Raw genomic sequence first — 18,349 nt, forward strand, 5'->3', positions numbered from 1 at the left:
CAATTGCAGTTCAGTACAGCAACCTACGAGCACTGAAACCTGTTCCAAAATGAGACATCCGCGTGCATTCGACGCCGACGTAATCTGACCTCAGACGCGGCGAGAGCAACGTCGGAACATCGGATTCGAAGACAAAGGGGTCGAAAAGGTGAGCAGTGAACGCATAGGTGTTGGGTTGATTTCAGTCGGCTGGATGGGACGCCTCCATGCGCGGGCATATCTGGCAACACGACAGTTCTACCCCGAACTCGAACGCTACCCCGAATTGGTAATCGCAGCGGATCCAGATGAGTCAGGGCGTGCCCATGCTGCTGATGCGCTCGGCTTCCGCGACACCACCGCCGACTATCGCGAGTTGCTAAAACACCCTGAGGTTGACGTCGTCTCGATCTGCGCGCCAAATTTCATGCACCACGAGATCGCCCTCGCCGCCATTGCGGCCGGAAAGCCGTTCTGGATCGAGAAGCCGATGGGGATCAGCGCAACCCAGTCCAGAGAAATCGCGCAGGGAGCCGCGGCAGCGGGTTTGATTACTGCGGTGGGGTTTAACTACCGTCATGCTCCGGCGGTAGCTGAAGCACGTCGCCTCGTTCGAAGTGGTGAGCTTGGCACGATCACAAATGTGCAGATGCGCCTGCTGACAAGTTACGCCTCAGACCGCCAACAAGTGTTTACCTGGAGATACGAGAAAGAACGCGCCGGTACCGGCGTGCTGGGCGATGTGCTCTCACACGGCTTCGATCTCGCCCAGTTCGTCGTCGGGCGGGTCGAATCACTGAATGCGATCACCGAGACCTTCATCCCGGAGCGCCCGCTCCCATCCGGGGGATCAGCGAATAGCTTTGCTAAAGGAGAGGCTTCCACGACCATGCGTGCGGTGGAGAATGAGGACTACGCGGCCGCGCTGGCCAGATTTGAAAATGGTGCTGTTGGGTATTTCGAATCGACCCGTGTCGGTGTCGGCCCCCATGCTGAATTTGTTCTTGAAGTGTATGGGACCGAAGGTTCGCTGCGGTGGAATTTTGAGCGCATGAATCAGCTGGAAATCGCAAAGGATCTGCGCGGTTACCAGACAGTGCTTGCCGATGCGACTTTCGGGGAGTTCGGCCGATTTCAACCGAACTCCGGTCCCGGGATCGGGTTCAACGATCTGAAGACTATTGAGGCCGCGCTGTTTATTCGGTCAGTCATCGAGAAAGAACAATTCGCGCCATCGGTCGCGGATGGATGGTCGGCATCCGAGCTGGTTGACGCCTCGGTTCGAAGCGCTGCCTCAGGGGCATGGGTGAAGGTTCCGGAGGTTACTGGAGTCACGACCTACGATCGCTGAAGTCGACGTCTAGGCCAGCGCCACCCTAACGCTTCTTAATAGCCCATCCACCGACGACCTCGTTGGGCGCTGGCAGCCGCATCTATTTGATGAGCGAAGCCAAGATGGCCACGTCGACGATGATGCCCGGAATCCTGACTTACAACTCATTGAAATGGGCCAGCTCGACATCTAAATCCAGGCCGAAGTAGGACTCCGGTGCAAGCGGTCAACCCCTGACCGAACGGAATGGTGGCCCCGTAGCACTCAGATTCCCCGCCAGGCGCCGATACCTCGAAAACGAACCCTGTAGCAAGTTACCCAACTTGTGGCCGCTGTCGTCGGTGCCTCGCTCGCGGTATACGTTGTGAACAAGGTAACTTTTCCGTTATTTATATAGAGGTAGCGGACCGCGGCAGTGTTCGGCGAGGTCGTCGGGGTTTGCAGGCGGACTTACTTGATTCGGGCTGAGCTTATTGCCAGAGAATCTTGCTACAGATATGGTGAAATCAATATGACATTCCCGCTTCTCGAGATGAGAGGCGGGTTTGTTCTTTCCAAGCGGAGTGATTCGCGGGGCCCGCGGCGATTCGGAGCGCTCCGGCCATCCAAAATGAGGCATTTCTGTTGGCAGTGCTGGCTGGACGCAAATGCCCGAGAATCGCAAAAGCACTGGGTCAAGTTCTTTGCACAGCTACACCAGCAGTACTATGCAAGAGTGTGTGACCTGCTCCACTGTTGGGGCGCTTGTGTGAATAACGCCAGTCAAGGGTCGCGTAAGCCCGGCTGTGTATCGTAGCCTTGCAGGCACTGCCTACCGCCGTCGTCAGGAGGGTTCCCGTGGGGGAGACAAAGAAACTCGTCATTGTCGAGTCACCGACCAAAGCAAAAACCATTGGTGGGTATCTTGGCGACGACTACGAAGTCATCGCTTCGGTCGGTCACGTCCGTGACCTCGCTGAGCCTTCGGCGCTCCCGGCAGAGCTCAAGAAGGGGCCCTTCGGCAAGTTCGCCGTTGACGTCGATAACGGTTTCGCACCGTACTACGTCGTCAACGACAACAAGAAGAAGACGGTCTCGGAACTCAAGCGTGCTCTGAAGGAGGCGGACGAGCTCTGGCTCGCAACAGATGAAGACCGTGAGGGTGAAGCCATCGCGTGGCATCTGCTTGAAGTTCTGAAGCCCAAGGTTCCCGTGCGCCGAATGGTGTTCCACGAGATCACCAAGGACGCAATCGAACAGGCAAAGGCGAACACCCGTGACCTCGATCACGCGCTCGTCGATGCGCAGGAGACCCGTCGTATTCTCGACCGTCTCTACGGCTACGACATTTCGCCCGTGCTGTGGCGCAAGGTCGCTCCCAAGCTTTCCGCTGGCCGCGTGCAGTCGGCAGCAACCCGTCTCGTTGTTGATCGTGAGCGCGAGCGTCTCGCGTTCGTCACCTCCGAGTACTGGAGCCTCACCGCACGCTTCATGCCCGGCGATGATGCGGTTGACCGCGTCCCATTCGACGCGAAGCTCGCTCGCCTTGACGGTAAGCGCGTAGCAACTGGCGGCGACTTCACCGACCACGGTGAGCTGTCTGAGAAGGCACAGCGCGCAGGCGTTGTCTGCCTCGACTCGGCGCGCGCCAACGCGCTGCAAGCTGCAGCCGAGAACGCGTCGGCAACCGTCGCGTCGATCGAGACGAAGCCGCATACTCGTCGTCCCGCAGCACCGTTCACCACCTCGACCCTGCAGCAGGAGGCGTCGCGTAAGCTCCGCTTCAGCTCGCGCCAGACGATGTCGTTCGCGCAGTCGCTGTACGAGAATGGTTACATCACGTATATGCGTACCGATTCGCCGACGCTCTCGCAGCAGGCAATCGCGGCGGCCCGTTCGCAGGCTGCCGAGTTGTACGGCGCGCAGACCCTTCCCGAGAAACCCCGTGTCTACACGGGCAAGGCGAAGGGCGCACAGGAAGCGCACGAAGCAATTCGTCCCGCTGGCGACAAGTTCGCTCGTCCGAGCGAGCTCAAGGGCAAGCTCACTCAGGGTGAGTTCGCGCTCTACGACCTCATCTGGAAGCGCACCGTCGCAAGCCAGATGGCAGATGCCAAGGGCTCGACCGACACCGTGACCCTCGCTGTCTCGCTCGCAGAGAACGGTGCGCAGACCCGCGCAGAATTCACCGCAAGCGGCACTGTCATCACCTTCCCCGGCTTCATGCTTGCGTATGAAGAAGGCAAGGACGAGAAGCGTGGTGACGCAGAGGCGAACATCTCGCTGCCGCAGCTGCACGAGGGCCAGCCCCTCGGCATCGCGCATCCCGAAGCTAAGGGTCACCAGACGAGCCCGCCGCCCCGCTACACCGAGGCAAGCCTCACGAAGCGCCTCGAAGAGCTCGGCGTTGGCCGTCCTTCGACCTACGCGGCAATCATCTCGACCATCATGGACCGCGGCTACGCGACCAAGCAGGGTCAGGCACTCGTGCCAAGCTGGATCGCCTTCTCGGTCGTCCGCCTCCTCGAAGACCACTTCTCAGAGCTCGTGAACTACGACTTCACCGCTGAGATGGAGAGCGACCTCGATGAGATTGCTGCCGGGAAGACCGACCGCGAACAGTGGCTCAAGGAGTTCTACTTCGGTAGCGACAACCACCCGGGTCTGCGCGGCGTCGTGGACAACCTCGGTGAGATCGATGCGCGCGCGATCAACACGATCCGCATCGATGACCAGATTTCGCTCCGTAACGGCAAGTACGGCCCGTACCTCGAGGTCTTCGACGAGAAGAGCGAGGTTGACGAGAACGGTGAGCTGAAGCCCCGCAGCGTCAACATTCCTGACGGTATGGCACCAGATGAGCTCACGCCAGCAAAGGCGCATGAGCTCGCCGATGCTGAGCCTGCAGAGGATCGCGTCGTCGGCCTGCATCCCCAGACCGGCAAGCGCATCATCGCCAAGAACGGCCGCTTCGGCCCGTACGTTCAGGAGATCCCGAACGACGACGAAGAGCTGCCCAAGGGCGAAAAGCCGCGCACCGCGTCGCTCTTCAAGAGCATGGATCCCGCGACCGTCGATCTCGACACCGCAGTGGCGCTCCTGGAGCTGCCGCGCGTGGTTGGTGCAGACGCGGAGTCCGGCGCCGAAATCACCGCGCAGAACGGTCGCTACGGTCCCTACCTCAAGAAGGGCACCGACACCCGTTCGCTCACGAGCGAGGACGCGATCTTCACGATCGATCTCGCGAGCGCACAAGAGCTCTTCGCGCAGCCCAAGTATGGCGCTCGCAAGGCTTCTGCTGCCCTCAAGGAGTTCGAGGCGGATCCCGTCAGCGGCAAGCCCATCAAGGTCAAGGACGGCCGTTTCGGTCCGTACGTGACCGACGGTGAGACCAACGCGACGATTCCCCGCGGCGACAGCGTCGAGGACATCACCTTCGAACGCGCGGCCGAGCTGCTCGCGATCAAGCGTGCCAAGGGCCCCGCGAAGAAGAAGGCGCCCGCGAAGAAGGCTGCTGCCAAGAAGCCTGCCGCGAAGAAGACCGCTGCCGCGAAGACCGGCGCAGCCAAGAAGGCAGTCGACCCTGCGCGATCCGCCGCTGCGAAGAAGGCAGCAGAGACCCGCAAGGCAAACGCTGCGAAGAAGGCTGCCGAGGCAGCCGCAGCCGCAGCCGAGTAAGGCACCGGCAGAGTGCGCGGAGTATTCATCACCTTCGAGGGCGGCGACGGCGCGGGTAAGACCACGCAGGTTCGCCTCCTCGAGGAGTGGCTCACCGAGCGCGGCCAGGAGGTCGTGCGCACCTTCGAGCCGGGCGCGACGCCGCTCGGCGCCGAGGTACGCCGTCTCCTCCTGCACGGTGGGGACGAGATTGGTGAGATCGATCCGCGCGCAGAGGCGTTGCTCTATGCGGCGGATCGCGCACAGCACGTCGCCCAGGTTGTCCGGCCTGCCATTGCCCGTGGGGCTGCCGTCGTGCAGGATCGCTACATCGATTCCTCGCTCGCGTACCAGGGCGCTGGCCGCGTGCTCGACGTCGAAGACGTCCGCCGCATCAGCGAGTGGGCAGCCGTCGGGCTGTGGCCCGAGCTGACCGTACTCCTCGACATCGACGCTGAGACTGCGGCTGAGCGCCGCCGTGAGCGCGGGGGAGCGGCGGATCGCCTCGAGGCCGAAGCCATCGAGTTCCACGAGGGCGTGCGCGCTGCCTTCCGTGCGCAGGCAGACGCGGATCCCAGCCGCTTCCTCAAGCTCGACGCATCACTGTCGATAGAGGAGTTGCAGCAGGCGATCCGCGCCCGCGTCGCGAGTTTGCTCGACGACTAAGCCAGCGACAATTAGACCATCGGCAGCGCTGCGGCCGACTCGTGATCGCTCACGAGCTTCAGGCCGATCACGCATGCCACAATGCCGAGCAGCAGCAGAATCTTGAGCAGGCTTGCCTGTTCAGCACCGGTGATCATGCCGTAAATTACCGTCAGCGATGCGCCAATTGCAACCCATACCGCATAGCCGGTACCGGTCGGAATCTCACGCAGCGCAAATGCAAGACCGCCCATGCTGATGACCACAGCGACGCCGAAGACAACCGACGGCCAGAGCTTCGTAAAGCCCTCGGACTTGCCGAGAGCGGTAGCCCAGACGGCCTCGAAGGCACCAGAAATAATGAGAATGATCCAAGCGAGCACGCTTACCTCCTGTGGCAAGTCTTGTCGCTGTCGGGGTACTTGACCGTCGTCCCGTGGTTCGGATCAGAACCTTCTTTCACTGTACCTGATTTCGAAGGATTTGGCAGAGCGGCCGGTGCGAGGCAGGCTGCGGCTACTGCCAACACGCATCAGCGGTGAAGCACATTGCCGCAAGCCCTTGTGGCGCCTGCAGCACATTGGGAGTTTGGAAAGCAACCTGCACCGACTGCCCCGGAAGGCTGATCCACATGGCTTCAAGACATCGCGACCGCCAGCAAAGAATTCAAGCCGAGCTTGACGCGGCTCTGGCTGAATTACAAAACCACCCGTATAACCGCACCGAAATTGTCGCGGCTAGAGAGATCATTGACGGCTTAGAGGGCGAAGATGCCAAGACCATTAATGATGAACTGACCGCACAAAACCTGCCTGACCTCGTAGAAGTAGGCAGGGTGACTGCAAGGTACCTCATGTCATTCGCGAGGCTCCACCGAAGGCGCGTGAAGCTTGAAAACAGGCTTCGCCGTATGCAAGCGAAAGAATAGGGGCAATAGGCGCTCTCGTGCCCCGCCAACCCCGCGAAACATCCCCTTTCCCCCGAAACCGGTAGTTTCTACGCGCTGAAACCTCTGTTTTCGGGGGAAACTATCCTTTTCGCGGGGTTGGGGCGGAGCACGGACCGCGCAGCCGCGATCCGCCAACAAAAACAACGAGGCCCCCACTCACCGAAGTGAGCAGGGGCCTCGCCGCAATGCGCCGACTAGCGAACTAGCCGATCACCAGCAATTAGCAATTAGCCGACTGTCGCACCGAAACGCTCGGGGAGCGTTGCGCGAACTGCGCCGCCGAGCTCAGCGAGCGGCAGCGTGAAGCGGTCCTGAACCTCGAGGGCAGCGTCTGCGCCTGCGAGGTCGGTGACACCGATGCGGAGAACGGGGAAGTCGCGACCTGCGCAGAGGCCACGGAACTTGACGTCTTCCTCGTGGGGAACAGCGACGAGCACGCGACCCTGCGACTCCGAGAAGAGTGCAGCGGTTGCGTCGACGCCGTCGCGCTCGATGATCTCTTCGATCCAGACGCGTGCGCCAACGCCGAAGCGGAGTACACCGTCGGTGAGTGCCTGTGCGAGGCCACCCTCCGAGAGATCAACAGCAGCCGAGAGGATGCCACCCTGCGATGCAGCGTGCAGCAGCTCAGCGAGGCGACGCTCGACACCGAGATCAACAACGGGGGGCTTGCCGCCGAGGTGATCGTGGATGGTGCCAGCCCATGCCGAGCCGTCGAGCTCGGTGCGAGTGGTACCGAGGAGGTAGAGGTGCTCGCCCTGGTCCTGCCAGCCCGACGGAACGCGGCGTGCCACGTCGTCGATGATGCCCATGACACCAACGACCGGGGTCGGATGAATGGGGCTGCCAGCGGTCTGGTTGTACATCGAAACGTTACCGCCGGTGACGGGAACCTCGAGCTCGAGGCACGCGTCCGACAGGCCTTCGACGACCTGCGAGAACTGCCACATGACCTCGGGGTCTTCCGGGCTGCCCATGTTGAGGCAGTCGGTGACTGCAGCAGGAACTGCACCCGAAGTCGCGACGTTACGGTATGCCTCTGCGAGTGCGAGCTGTGCACCTGCGAAGGGATCGAGCTGGCAGTAACGACCGTTTGCATCGGTCGAGAATGCGACGCCGAGACCCGACTCCTCGTCAACGCGGATCATGCCAGCGCCATCGGGGAATGCGAGAGCGGTGTTGCCGCCAACGTAGTAGTCGTACTGGTTCGTGATCCACGACACATCAGCCTGGTTGGGTGATGCTGCGACTGCGACGAGCTGCTCGCGCAGTGCATCGTTGTCTGCTGCGCGGGGGAGCGTTGCAGCGGTGTCTGCCTGGAGCGCGTCGATCCAGGTGGGGTATGCGACGGGGCGATCGTAGACTGGGCCGTCTACGGCAACGGTCGAAGGATCGACGTTCACGATCTCTTCGCCGCGCCAGTTGATGATGAGGCGGTTGGTGTCGGTGACTTCACCGAGCACGCTGGTCTCAACGTCCCACTTCTGTGCGACTGCGAGGAAAGCGTCGAGCTTCTCGGGCGCGACGATTGCCATCATGCGCTCCTGGCTCTCCGACATGAGGATTTCCTCAGCGGTGAGCGAGGGGTCGCGCAGGAGCACGCTGTCGAGCTCGATGAACATGCCACCGTCGCCGTTTGCTGCGAGCTCCGAGGTCGCACACGAGATACCTGCAGCACCGAGGTCCTGGATGCCCTCAACGAGCTCACCCTGGAACATCTCGAGGCAGCACTCGATGAGTACCTTCTCAGCGAAGGGGTCGCCAACCTGAACTGCGGGACGCTTGGTGGGGCCACCCTCTTCGAAGCTGTCCGAAGCGAGAATCGATGCGCCGCCAATGCCGTCGCCACCGGTGCGTGCGCCGAAGAGCACGACCTTGTTGCCGAGGCCCGAAGCGTTTGCGGTGTGGAGGTCTTCGTGGCGCAGGACGCCGACGCCCATTGCGTTCACGAGGGGGTTCTGCTGGTAGACCTTGTCAAAGACGGTCTCGCCGCCGATGTTCGGCAGGCCGAGGCAGTTTGCGTAAGACGAGATGCCCGAAACAACGCCGTGCACAACGCGTGCGGTGTCGGGATCATCGATGTCGCCGAAGCGAAGCTGGTCCATGACCGCAACGGGGCGAGCGCCCATCGAGATGATGTCACGGATGATGCCGCCGACGCCGGTCGCAGCACCCTGGAAAGGCTCGATGTACGAGGGGTGGTTGTGGCTCTCCACCTTGAAGGTGACAGCCCAGCCCTCGCCAATGTTGACGACGCCTGCGTTTTCGCCCATGCCGACGAGCAGGTTCTCCTTCATCTTGTCGTTGACCTTCTGGCCAAACTGACGAAGGTACTTCTTCGACGACTTGTACGAGCAGTGCTCGGACCACATGACGGAGTACATTGCGAGCTCGCCCGAAGTTGGGCGGCGGCCGAGGATCTCACGGATCATCTCGTACTCGTCCGGCTTGAGGCCAAGCGCCGCGTAAGGCTGCTCTTTCTCAGGGGTGGCAATCGCATCTGCGACGGTGTCAGGATGATGGCCGGGAACGGCAGAAAGGTCAGTCACGCTCGAATTGCTCCGTTTGTCGAATGTGGATCGGGCGGCTCAAAAGAGAGCTCCATAGACCAGTCTACCTGCCCTGAGCGGTTCCGTGGACCCGCTGTGAAACTCGCGCTGTGACGCGCCTGAGAACGGTGAAAAATCGCATAATATGTAGCTTTTTGCATCTGGCCACGTAAGACTGGAGTTATGACCGATACGAACATCCCGCAGCCGTCAGAGACGGTGAGCCAGCAGCAGTCTCCCGCACCGGTGAGCCCGCAGCGCCGCTCGCGTGCAAAGTCGGAAACCCAGCCGCGCAAGCTGTCGGGCTTCTTGAAGGTGAGCATCGGAATGCTTATCGTCATCACTTTGCTGGCGATCGTCATGCTGTTTGTCGACCAGATCGATGCCAAGTTTGAGCGTGTGTTCGCGACGTTCTTGCTGTTCGTCATCTTCTCGGTATTCACAGCGGTTGACACGTCACGTCACCGAGTCGCCGAGTGGTACGCACCAGTGGCGCTCATTGCCAACTCGTACATTCTCGCGATCTTGCTCGCAGTGATTTGGATGACGCCGAACCACTCGCTCCTGCTCATGGAGTTCTTCTGGAAGGCGCTGATCGTCATCTTCATCGTCCGCCTCGTGCTTGTTCTGAGCGAGATACTGATGACTGTGGCGGATCGCGCAGGCGAAACCGTCCTGCGCTTTGCGTTCATCTCGAGCGCGCTCGCAGTGCTCTCAGGAATCATGTTCACCGCCCCGCTCGGCGTTGAAGCTTTCGGTCTTTCGGTTCCCGACCTGTACTGGCGGATCGCAGTCTCGATTCTGATTCTCACCGCTCTCGGCCTGTCCGTGACGCTGTTGCTTCGCTGGGCGTACAGCTCAGACGAACGTGCGCATCGTCGTCAGCAGGCGCTCGAAGCGCAGCAGTTTGCGCAGCAGCAGGCCGCCGCGTACCGCGCGACACAGATGCAGCAGGCGGGCATTCCCGGCGTTCCCGCAGCGCCCATCGTGCCCGCTGCGTTGAGCACTCCCGCTGCTCCTCCCGCTCCCGCTGCTCCTCCCGCGCCCGCCCCTGTTCCTGCCGAATCGGGCCTTGCGGCGCCGACGCAGCCGGCAGGCGAAGCCAATCCCGCTGCGCCAGCTACCCCCGCTGCGCACGTTGCAGCGGTTGCTGTCGAGTTCCAGGTTGAGCAGCAGGCACCTACTCCTGAGGGACTGCTGCCTTGGCCCCGTTACGCAGATGGCACCCCGTTGCCGATCGGCCCAGACGGTCAGCCTGATTTCTCGGCTCACCAGCGTAACGGCTAGCCAGTGAATTTCTGTCGCTAGGGTCCGCGCCGGCAGGTCATCCGGCGCGTATGGTTCAAGCGATCCGTCAGGTCAGCGCCCCGTGCGTAGCTTCTTTGCGATGCTCCACACGGGGCGCTGATCTGTACCCCGTAGAATCTTCATGTGAATGACGCGCCCCTGATCCGCCGTATTACTGCGGAAGAATATGAGCCCGTAGGCCGATTCCTGCGTGAGGCAAATGAGCAGGACTACGATCTGCCCGAGAGCTATCTCTCGCAGATGCAGCGCACCGCAGAGCGTGATGAGACAGCCGCGGTGATGGTTGCGGTCGATCGTGATTCAGGTGAGTTGCTCGGAACCATCACCCTTCCATTCGCTGGTGAACGGCTGCAGGACGACACAGACGAGGATGAACTCGACATTCGGCTGCTCGGTGTGGCCCATGCGGCACGTGGCAAGGGTGTTGCGAGGCACATGCTTGCGTACTGTGCTGAAATTGCCCGCGAGCGGGGACTGCGTCGTGTCGTCCTCCACACGGGATCGCATATGCCGGGCGCACAGCGGCTCTATGAGCGCCTCGGATACCATCGCATCCCGGAGCGTGACTTTGAGATCTTCGAGCAGGGCGAGCGGCGCTTCGTGATCTCCTACGGGCTCAACGTGTAACAGTCGCTCGCTTCGTGGCCGCCCGACCTGGGACGTGCCCAATCCGGCGAAAATGCCCGATTCTCCCGAAACACCCACTTTCTACACGGAGAAACGGTCCATCTCGGCAGAAACACCCCTTCTCGAAGGGCTGCCTCGGGCTGTCAGGCAACAAAAAACCTCGGCCCGCCAGCCCCCCGAAGAGGACTAGCAGGCCGAGGTAAGTAACCGAGCAAGCCCGGCTAACGCAAGATCTTAGATCTGAGCGAGCGAGCGCAGAACGCTCGTGAAGAAACGGATGCCGTCTTCGCCCGAACGCATTGCGTCGGGCATGTCAGGACCGAAGCCAGCCTCGATCGCGTGCTCGGGGTGCGGCATGAGGCCGACCACGTTGCCGCGAGCGTTAGTGATACCTGCAATGTCATCGATCGAACCGTTGGGGTTGATCTCTGCGTAGCGGAAAGCGATGAGACCATCGCCCTCGAGCTGCTTGCGGGTCTCTTCGTTGGCAATGTAGCCACCGTCAGCGTTCTTGAGCGGGATCGTGATGGTCTCGCCCTGCGTGTACTCGTTGGTCCACGCGGTCGACGCGTTCTCAACGACAATGCGCTGGTCGCGGCGAATGAACTGCTGGTGTGCGTTACGGATCAGGCCGCCGGGCAGCAGGTGCGACTCAACGAGCACCTGGAAACCGTTGCAGATACCGAGAACGGGCATGCCCTTGTTCGCAGCATCAATGATGTCGGTCATGATCGGCGAAACAGCTGCGATCGCACCCGCGCGCAGGTAGTCGCCGTAGCTGAAACCACCGGGAAGAACGATGGCATCAACGTTCTTCAGATCGTGATCTGCGTGCCACAGGGGCACAACCTCTGCACCGGCAACGCGTACCGCGCGCTGAGCGTCGCGATCATCAAGCGAGCCGGGGAAAGTAACGACGCCAATACGAGCGGTCATTATTAACGTGCCTCGCCGTCAACGCTGATCGCGATGACATCTTCGATAACCGAGTTCGAGAGAATCTCGTCAGCTACCTGACGAACCTCTGCAAGAACCTCGTCGGTGACGGGGCCGTCAACGGTGAATTCAAAACGCTTGCCAATGCGAACGTTCTGGAACTTGCCGTGGCCGAGGCGGTTCAACGCACCGGTGGTTGCCTTGCCCTGGGGGTCGAGCAGTTCGGCCTTAGGCATGACATCAACAACAATCGTGGGCAAGGAGAGCCTCCAACTCGCAAGCGAAACAGTCTTCGAATAGTTTAGCCGGATATTTCGGGAGCAATTCCCACGCCTCGGCCAGAGCGTAAACCTAAGCGTTCTGCGGATCGTTTCCGGTCACGCGAACGTACAGTTCGCGGTACCGATCGTGCGTCTGCGAAACGATGCTTTCTGGGAGCTCAGGAGGGGTGCCCTGCTTGTCCCAGCTGGCTGCGAGCCAGTTGCGTACGATCTGCTTGTCGAATGACGACAGGCGATCCGCGCCCGTGAGCGCCTCATCTGCGTACACAGCAGCGTCCCAGTATCGCGAGGAATCGCTCGTCAGTACTTCGTCTGCCAGTACCAATTCGCCGGTGCGCGGATCGCGTCCAAACTCGAACTTGGTATCTGCCAGCACGACTCCGCGTTCTGCAGCGAGCTCGCGCGCGGCGGTGAAAATCTCAAGCGATGCCTTGCGCAGCGCAACCGCAACATCTTCGCCAACAATCTCAACCGAGCGCTCGAACGTGATGTTCTCGTCATGCTCACCGAAAGGCGCCTTGTATGCAGGCGTGTAGATCGGCTCGGCGAGCAGATCGCCATCGGTGAGGCCAGCGGGAAGGTCGATGCCGCAGACAGCACCGGTCTCAAGGTACTCCTTGTAGCCCGAGCCGGTCAGCGCACCGCGCACGACGCACTCGATCGGGTACATCTCAAGTCGACGACTCACGACCGCACGGTCTGCAACCTCAGCAGGAATCGCCGGAACGTCCTCGCCAGAAGCGAGGTGGTTTGGCATGTCGATCTCCGAGAACCACCAGTTCGACAGTGCTGTGAGCAACGCACCCTTGCCCGGAACCGGGGGCTCGAGAACGAAATCAAACGCGCTCACGCGGTTCGATGCCACGACGAGTAAGTAGGGTGAAGCCTCTGCGGTCTCTCCAACGGGTACGTAGAGGTCACGGACCTTGCCCGAATAGATGTGGGTCCAGCCCTCGAGGGGAAGTGGTGCGGGGAGCGTCTGCGTAGTCACCGGTCTATTGTCCCATTTGCGCGGGGTCGTTGCGACACGAGATCTGCGGGCTGTGGATATCTGTCCGCTGTACGGGGCGCGGGTCCGTCCTGCCTCCCCGCGACACGGCAAGGCGCAACTGCGATGTCAGTGGTCCCAGCTACCATCAAAGCATCACGTAATCGCCAGGCGTTGAGTCACATTATTGACATTTCTACAGCCAAAATAGTACGGAGTGTGCAGCATGATTCCTTTGGGTCCAGTCGTAGCTCGAACCCGTACTGTTGCCTCACGCGAGCTAGTGTGGGACTTCATCGCAGATGCTGAAAAGCGTGAGACCTGGTGGCCTGACCTCAACCTCACCGCTGAACTCGGGGCAGAGCTCACCGAGCAGTGGAGCGAGGGCGATGGTGATGCTGCTGTCGGTCGTGATGCATACGGCACCGTTGACGTGTGCTCGATGGGCCACGCGATCGGCTTCCGGTGGCGTGAGCGCGGCGACGAGACCGAAACCGCGGTACTTATCACGCTGCGTGCGTTCGACGGCGGCACGAGTGTGACCGTGACCGAGACTGGCTTCGACAAGCTCCCGAACGGCGCGGCCCGAGCCTCGGCTTCTCTGGAAGGCTGGAGCGCGTTGCTCCGCTACCTCATTGAGGCGCTGGCCGCGCGTGTGCCTAAGCCCGCATCGCCCGCATCCGAGCCAGCGGCCGAACCAGCCGCCTGAATTTCGCCTAGGTAGCGAATCGCGCCTTCGGTAGGACGGTTCACGCCGATTTCGTCTTACCGAAGGCGCGATCCAATACTGAAGCGTTGCAGCGCGGCCCTAAAACTGAAAATCGACCGTCGTCAGCACGAAAACTCAAGAATTCGTGCTGACGACGGTCGATTTCAAGACGCAAGACGAGGGAAAAGCCCGGCCAGAGCCAGGACTCGCCCGCAGCGGGAACCGCCAGTGGCGCCCTATTTACGCGACGCGTGCAGCGATGTCGGTACGGTGCTGCGAACCCTCGAGCGAGAGCTTGCCGACCGCGTCGTACGCGCGCTCGCGAGCAGCTGCGAACGACTCACCACGTGCAACGACACCCAGCACGCGGCCGCCGGTAGCGATCCAGCCGCCGTCTTCGGTGCGCGCCGTCGCAGCATGCACAAGGTGTACGCCTTCGCCTGCGCCCTCGACCTGGCCGGCCTCGGTGATGCCTGCGATGGGGCGACCCGAAACGACAGTTCCGGGGTAGCCTTCGCTCGCGACGACGACAATGACTGCGGGCTCGTCCGCGAACTCGGGAGCGGGAACCTCAGCAAGCGTGCCCTGAGCCGAAGCAAGCAGGTAACGGCTGAGCGGCGAGGTGAGGCGTGCGAGCACGACCTGGGTCTCGGGGTCACCAAAGCGCGCGTTGAACTCGATGACACGGATGCCCTTGGCGGTCACGATCAGGCCGCAGTAGAGGAGGCCCTTGAACGGGGTACCCTCAGCAGCGAGCTGGCGAACGGTCGGCAGCGCGACGGTCTCGGTGATCTCCTGGATGAAGGCAGCGTCGCCACCCGGCAGCCAGGGGAGGGGCGAGTATGCGCCCATGCCGCCGGTGTTGGGGCCTTCGTCACCATCAAAGATGCGCTTGTAGTCCTGTGCGGGAGTGAGAGGAACAACGTTCTCGCCGTCCGCGAAGAAGAAGAGTGAGACTTCCTGGCCGTCGAGGAACTCCTCAACAAGCACCTCACCGTGGGGTGCCCAGGTTGCGACGTGCTCGATGGCTGCGTCGCGGTCTTCGGTGACGAGCACGCCCTTGCCTGCTGCAAGACCGTCGGCCTTCACCACGTAGGGAGCGCCGAACTCGTCGAGCACCGCGCCGGCTTCCTCAGCCGATGCGACGCGTGCAGCACGGCCGGTGGGCACGTTTGCCTCGTCCATGATGCGCTTCGCGAACGCCTTCGAACCCTCAAGCTGCGCAGCAGCTGCGTCGGGGCCGAAGACGGGAACGCCTGCGGCGCGCAGCGGATCCGCCACACCAGCAACCAGCGGCGCCTCGGGGCCGACAACTACAAGGTCGAAGCCGCGCTCAGCGACGAACGCCGACACTGCGGTGGGATCGGTGTACGCAAGCTCTGCAACCTCGACACCGCTTGCCGCGATGCCAGCATTGCCGGGCGCGCAAACGATCTCGTGCTCGGCCTGTTCAGCGAGCAGAGCAAGGACGATGGCGTGTTCACGGGCACCCGGGCCCAGTACGAGAATCTTCACCTCAACAGGATACCCGGGCGGCACACCATTTTCGGCAGCCTGTGAGTTTGTAGGCTGGGGGTATGGCAAAACGGCGAATCTCAGTGGCTGACGGACTTTCTGCGTGCCGTGAAGTGCGGGCGGGAGAATCCGCGAGGACGGTGCGGGCGACCGCAGTGCGCTTCTTGCTGGAAGAGCTCGGGGAGCTTGCCCCTGGCCACACCGTTGAGGTGCGCGTGCCACCGTTTGGTGCTGTCCAATGTATCGAAGGCCCGCAGCACACCCGCGGAACGCCACCAAACGTCATCGAAATGGACGTCGACATCTGGCTTGGCCTTGCTCTCGGCTCGCTGACTTGGGATGCGGCGGTCGCTGCTGGCAGCGTTCGTGCCTCCGGGTCTCGCGCTGACATTCGCCAACTTCTCCCCATCATTCGCTTGTGAGCAACGCTGCCCCGGTAAATTCGAGCGTTGCTCACAGCAACTGGGGCGCGGATCGCTGACCCGCTCATCCACACTTCGGCAGGCCTGAACTGTACGTTCAGCGGAACCTGAGAGAATAGCGCCATGACGACGTCGAGTACTGAACCGACCGCTCCTGAGCAGGCACTGCCCGAGGCGGCACAGCCTGAGGCTGCGCAGGCAGCGGCCGCGCAGGCAGCGCCCGCACAGCCTGAGGCTGCGCAGGTCGAGGAAACGCACGAACCCATCGTGACTGAGACACAGCAGAACGTTGAGCTCGTTCGCTCGGTTCGCTACGGCCGCATTTTGGTCGTGTTCACCGTGATTGGTGGGCTGCTCGCGGCACTCGCCTGCGTGTTCTTCCCGGTGAATCCTGAGCAGCACTACACACTGGTTCAGATCATGGGTCTCATGGCTATGGTTGGCGCGGCAGCGGGCCTGTGCGTCGGTGGTCTCGTGAGTATCCTGTTGAATCTTGCTGCGAAGCGTCGTAAGGGCACCGCAGTTGCTATCCAGTCTGACGTGCAATAATCACGCACGGGGAGCCGGTCATACTATCCGGCGCATGGCCTTGCGTGCCATAATGAACGAACTTGTAATGATCGGAGAACACCGTAATGATCGGTAACCTGTCTGGCGCTCACCTGATCGTCATTCTCTTTATTATCGTGCTGTTGTTTGGTGCACCGAAGCTTCCCGGCCTCGCAAAGAGCCTCGGCCAGTCGATGCGCATCCTGAAGAAGGAAGTAGCGAGCAACACCGAAGACTCCCCGAAGGACGACGCGGCGAAGAGCGAGTCGGCTGACAGCGATAAGAAGGACGAAGCTAAGTAGTTTCTCTGCGCTCGGCGCATGTGTCAACGGCGCATGCGCCTTTTGTGCATCTCGCACTCAGAGCCGAGTGGTGAGGTAAGCACGCCGAAACAGCAGAAAGGCCCGGTCAGGAATTCCTGACCGGGCCTTTCTGCATAGCGATTAGCTCTCCTGAGTTGCCTCAACCCAAGCGAGGTACGCCTCGTCGATGTTGCCGGCGATGTATTCGCCGGTGAAGCAGCTCTCTTCGAGTCGCTTGACCTCGGTCTGGCCGTCGAGGATTGCACGGTTCATGCCTTCGACGGTCTGGAACACGAGGTGATCCGCGCCAATCTCAGCCGCGATCTCGGCTGTGGTGCGACCGTGCGCGATGAGCTCCTTACGCGACGGCATGTTGATGCCGTAGACGTGGGGGAACAGTACGGGGGGAGCAGCCGACGCGAACGTCACCGACTTCGCGCCCGCCGCGCGAGCCATGTCGACAATCTCGCGAGAGGTCGTGCCGCGAACGATCGAATCGTCAACGAGCAGGACGTTCTTGCCCTTGAACTCAATGCCCATGGCGTTGAGCTTCTGGCGCACGCTGCGCTTACGCACTGCCTGGCCGGGCATGATGAAGGTGCGGCCGACGTAGCGGTTCTTGAAGAATCCTTCACGATATTCAATGCCGAGCTTCTGCGCGACCTGCATTGCGCTCGGACGAGCGGAGTCAGGGATCGGCATGACGACATCGATGTCGAGGTTCGGAAGTTCTGCGCGGATCTGCTCTGCGAGCACGTTGCCGAGGCGAAGACGTGCATCGTAGACCGAGATGCCGCTGAGGACCGAGTCGGGACGCGCGAGGTAGATGTACTCGAACGCGCAGGGAATGAGCTCGGCGTTCTCGACGCACTGACGCGAGAACAGCTTGCCCTCGGGCGTAATCATGATCGCCTCGCCCGGAGCGACATCGCGGACGATTTCGAATCCACCAGATTCGAGCACGAGTGACTCAGAAGCGACAACCCAGTCGTCCTGGCCGTTCTCGTCGGTGCGGCGGCCGAGTACGAGGGGGCGGATGCCCTTCGGATCGCGGAATGCGACGAGGCCGTAACCTGCGATGAGCGCGATGGTTGCGTACGAGCCCTCGACACGCTTGTACACGTTCTGCACGGCCTCGAAGAGCTGCTCTGGTGAGAGCTCTGTGCCGCGGATGCTCGACTGCAACTCGTTCGCGAGAACGTTGAGCAGCAGCTCGGTGTCCGAGTGTGTATTGAGGTGACGACGGTCAACGTTGTACAGCTCTTCGGTGAGCTCGCGAGTGTTCGTGAGGTTACCGTTGTGCACAAGCGTGATGCCGTAAGGAGCATTCACGTAGAAGGGCTGTGCCTCTTCTTCGCGGTTTGCGTCACCCTTGGTCGCGTAGCGCACGTGACCAACGCCCATGTTGCCAATGAGGTGGCGCATGTCGCGGGTGCGGAAGCCCTCGCGTACCTGACCCTTGGCCTTAACCGAGTGGAAGAAAGTATCTTCAAGCGTCGTGATGCCAGTCGAGTCTTGACCGCGGTGCTGCAGAAGCAGGAGCGCATCATAGATCTGCTGGTTGGCTGGCTCCGAAGAGACGATTCCGACAATGCCGCACATAGTGGTGTGTTGCTCCCTG

Annotated in this window: 17 protein-coding genes; 10 read left to right on the forward strand and 7 right to left on the reverse strand. The window is 61.5% G+C overall.

The features are described 5' to 3' along the window. Nucleotides 1–148 precede the first annotated feature (148 nt). The 3 genes from ICL81_RS00335 (at nt 149) to tmk (ending at nt 5,614) form a co-directional block, all read left to right on the forward strand. Nucleotides 149–1,330: a Gfo/Idh/MocA family protein gene (locus ICL81_RS00335; protein WP_188022956.1), complete on the forward strand. Its 1,182-nt coding sequence runs from the start codon at nt 149–151 to the stop codon at nt 1,328–1,330. Nucleotides 1,331–2,149: 819 nt separating this feature from the next. Then, entirely contained in the window at nt 2,150–4,969 is a 2,820-nt protein-coding gene (topA, locus tag ICL81_RS00340) for a type I DNA topoisomerase (protein WP_188033028.1), read from the forward strand. A gap of 12 nt (nt 4,970–4,981) precedes the next feature. Next, the gene (gene tmk / locus ICL81_RS00345; RefSeq protein WP_188033029.1) at nt 4,982–5,614 is read left to right on the forward strand and encodes a dTMP kinase; all 633 of its coding nucleotides are present in this window, start codon (nt 4,982–4,984) and stop codon (nt 5,612–5,614) included. A gap of 11 nt (nt 5,615–5,625) precedes the next feature. Here the strand turns inward: tmk and ICL81_RS00350 are convergent, their stop codons facing one another. Continuing rightward, nucleotides 5,626–5,976 carry a multidrug efflux SMR transporter gene (locus ICL81_RS00350; protein WP_188022953.1) on the reverse strand — a complete coding sequence of 117 codons (351 nt, stop codon included), beginning with the start codon at nt 5,974–5,976 and terminating at the stop codon, nt 5,626–5,628. Between the two features lie 248 nt (nt 5,977–6,224). Here ICL81_RS00350 and ICL81_RS00355 point away from each other — a divergent pair, with 248 nt between their 5' ends. Further along, nucleotides 6,225–6,521: a hypothetical protein gene (locus tag ICL81_RS00355; protein WP_188033030.1), complete on the forward strand. Its 297-nt coding sequence runs from the start codon at nt 6,225–6,227 to the stop codon at nt 6,519–6,521. Between the two features lie 248 nt (nt 6,522–6,769). On the opposite strand, the gene purL is transcribed toward ICL81_RS00355, so the two are convergent. After that, nucleotides 6,770–9,091 (reverse strand): phosphoribosylformylglycinamidine synthase subunit PurL, encoded by a 2,322-nt coding sequence (gene purL / locus ICL81_RS00360; RefSeq protein ID WP_188033031.1) that lies wholly within the window; start codon nt 9,089–9,091, stop codon nt 6,770–6,772. Between the two features lie 183 nt (nt 9,092–9,274). Here purL and ICL81_RS00365 point away from each other — a divergent pair, with 183 nt between their 5' ends. Next, nucleotides 9,275–10,378: a hypothetical protein gene (locus ICL81_RS00365; protein WP_188033032.1), complete on the forward strand. Its 1,104-nt coding sequence runs from the start codon at nt 9,275–9,277 to the stop codon at nt 10,376–10,378. 144 nt (nt 10,379–10,522) lie between these two features. Further along, a complete protein-coding gene (locus ICL81_RS00370; RefSeq protein ID WP_188033033.1) occupies nt 10,523–11,026 on the forward strand; it encodes a GNAT family N-acetyltransferase in 504 nt (167 codons plus the stop codon). Between the two features lie 234 nt (nt 11,027–11,260). Here ICL81_RS00370 and purQ read toward each other — a convergent pair whose 3' ends face one another. The 3 genes from purQ to ICL81_RS00385 form a co-directional block, all read right to left on the reverse strand. After that, a complete protein-coding gene (purQ, locus tag ICL81_RS00375) occupies nt 11,261–11,962 on the reverse strand; it encodes a phosphoribosylformylglycinamidine synthase subunit PurQ (protein ID WP_188022948.1) in 702 nt (233 codons plus the stop codon). A gap of 2 nt (nt 11,963–11,964) precedes the next feature. Next, nucleotides 11,965–12,222 carry a phosphoribosylformylglycinamidine synthase subunit PurS gene (purS, locus tag ICL81_RS00380; protein WP_188022947.1) on the reverse strand — a complete coding sequence of 86 codons (258 nt, stop codon included), beginning with the start codon at nt 12,220–12,222 and terminating at the stop codon, nt 11,965–11,967. A gap of 91 nt (nt 12,223–12,313) precedes the next feature. Then, on the reverse strand, nt 12,314–13,234 hold the full coding sequence (locus ICL81_RS00385; protein WP_188033034.1) for a phosphoribosylaminoimidazolesuccinocarboxamide synthase: 921 nt from the start codon (nt 13,232–13,234) through the stop codon (nt 12,314–12,316). Nucleotides 13,235–13,457: 223 nt separating this feature from the next. Between ICL81_RS00385 and ICL81_RS00390 the strand changes: the two genes are divergently transcribed. Then, entirely contained in the window at nt 13,458–13,940 is a 483-nt protein-coding gene (locus ICL81_RS00390) for an SRPBCC domain-containing protein (RefSeq protein WP_188033035.1), read from the forward strand. Between the two features lie 240 nt (nt 13,941–14,180). Here ICL81_RS00390 and purD read toward each other — a convergent pair whose 3' ends face one another. Next, nucleotides 14,181–15,455 carry a phosphoribosylamine--glycine ligase gene (gene purD / locus ICL81_RS00395; RefSeq protein WP_188033036.1) on the reverse strand — a complete coding sequence of 425 codons (1,275 nt, stop codon included), beginning with the start codon at nt 15,453–15,455 and terminating at the stop codon, nt 14,181–14,183. Between the two features lie 62 nt (nt 15,456–15,517). Here purD and ICL81_RS00400 point away from each other — a divergent pair, with 62 nt between their 5' ends. The 3 genes from ICL81_RS00400 (at nt 15,518) to tatA (ending at nt 16,728) form a co-directional block, all read left to right on the forward strand. Further along, on the forward strand, nt 15,518–15,877 hold the full coding sequence (locus tag ICL81_RS00400) for a sterol carrier family protein (RefSeq protein WP_188033037.1): 360 nt from the start codon (nt 15,518–15,520) through the stop codon (nt 15,875–15,877). 123 nt (nt 15,878–16,000) lie between these two features. Beyond that, nucleotides 16,001–16,426, forward strand: coding sequence for a hypothetical protein (locus tag ICL81_RS00405; RefSeq protein ID WP_188033038.1), 426 nt, complete (start codon nt 16,001–16,003; stop codon nt 16,424–16,426). A gap of 86 nt (nt 16,427–16,512) precedes the next feature. Then, nucleotides 16,513–16,728 carry a twin-arginine translocase TatA/TatE family subunit gene (gene tatA / locus ICL81_RS00410; protein ID WP_188022941.1) on the forward strand — a complete coding sequence of 72 codons (216 nt, stop codon included), beginning with the start codon at nt 16,513–16,515 and terminating at the stop codon, nt 16,726–16,728. A 141-nt stretch (nt 16,729–16,869) separates the two neighbouring features. On the opposite strand, the gene purF is transcribed toward tatA, so the two are convergent. Then, entirely contained in the window at nt 16,870–18,330 is a 1,461-nt protein-coding gene (purF, locus tag ICL81_RS00415) for an amidophosphoribosyltransferase (protein ID WP_188033039.1), read from the reverse strand. Nucleotides 18,331–18,349 lie beyond the last annotated feature (19 nt).

Origin of the sequence: Leucobacter sp. cx-328 (assembly GCF_014530035.1) — a bacterium.
GTDB lineage: Bacteria > Actinomycetota > Actinomycetes > Actinomycetales > Microbacteriaceae > Leucobacter.

Bases quoted from the DNA above. Each gene is read 5' to 3' on its own strand.
- ICL81_RS00355 (WP_188033030.1), top strand. From the start codon at position 6,225: ATGGCTTCAAGACATCGCGACCGCCAGCAAAGAATTCAAGCCGAGCTT.
- ICL81_RS00365 (WP_188033032.1), top strand. From the start codon at position 9,275: ATGACCGATACGAACATCCCGCAGCCGTCAGAGACGGTGAGCCAGCAG.
- purQ (WP_188022948.1), bottom strand. From the start codon at position 11,962: ATGACCGCTCGTATTGGCGTCGTTACTTTCCCCGGCTCGCTTGATGAT.
- ICL81_RS00390 (WP_188033035.1), top strand. From the start codon at position 13,458: ATGATTCCTTTGGGTCCAGTCGTAGCTCGAACCCGTACTGTTGCCTCA.
- ICL81_RS00400 (WP_188033037.1), top strand. From the start codon at position 15,518: ATGGCAAAACGGCGAATCTCAGTGGCTGACGGACTTTCTGCGTGCCGT.
- ICL81_RS00405 (WP_188033038.1), top strand. From the start codon at position 16,001: ATGACGACGTCGAGTACTGAACCGACCGCTCCTGAGCAGGCACTGCCC.
- tatA (WP_188022941.1), top strand. From the start codon at position 16,513: ATGATCGGTAACCTGTCTGGCGCTCACCTGATCGTCATTCTCTTTATT.
- purF (WP_188033039.1), bottom strand. From the start codon at position 18,330: ATGTGCGGCATTGTCGGAATCGTCTCTTCGGAGCCAGCCAACCAGCAG.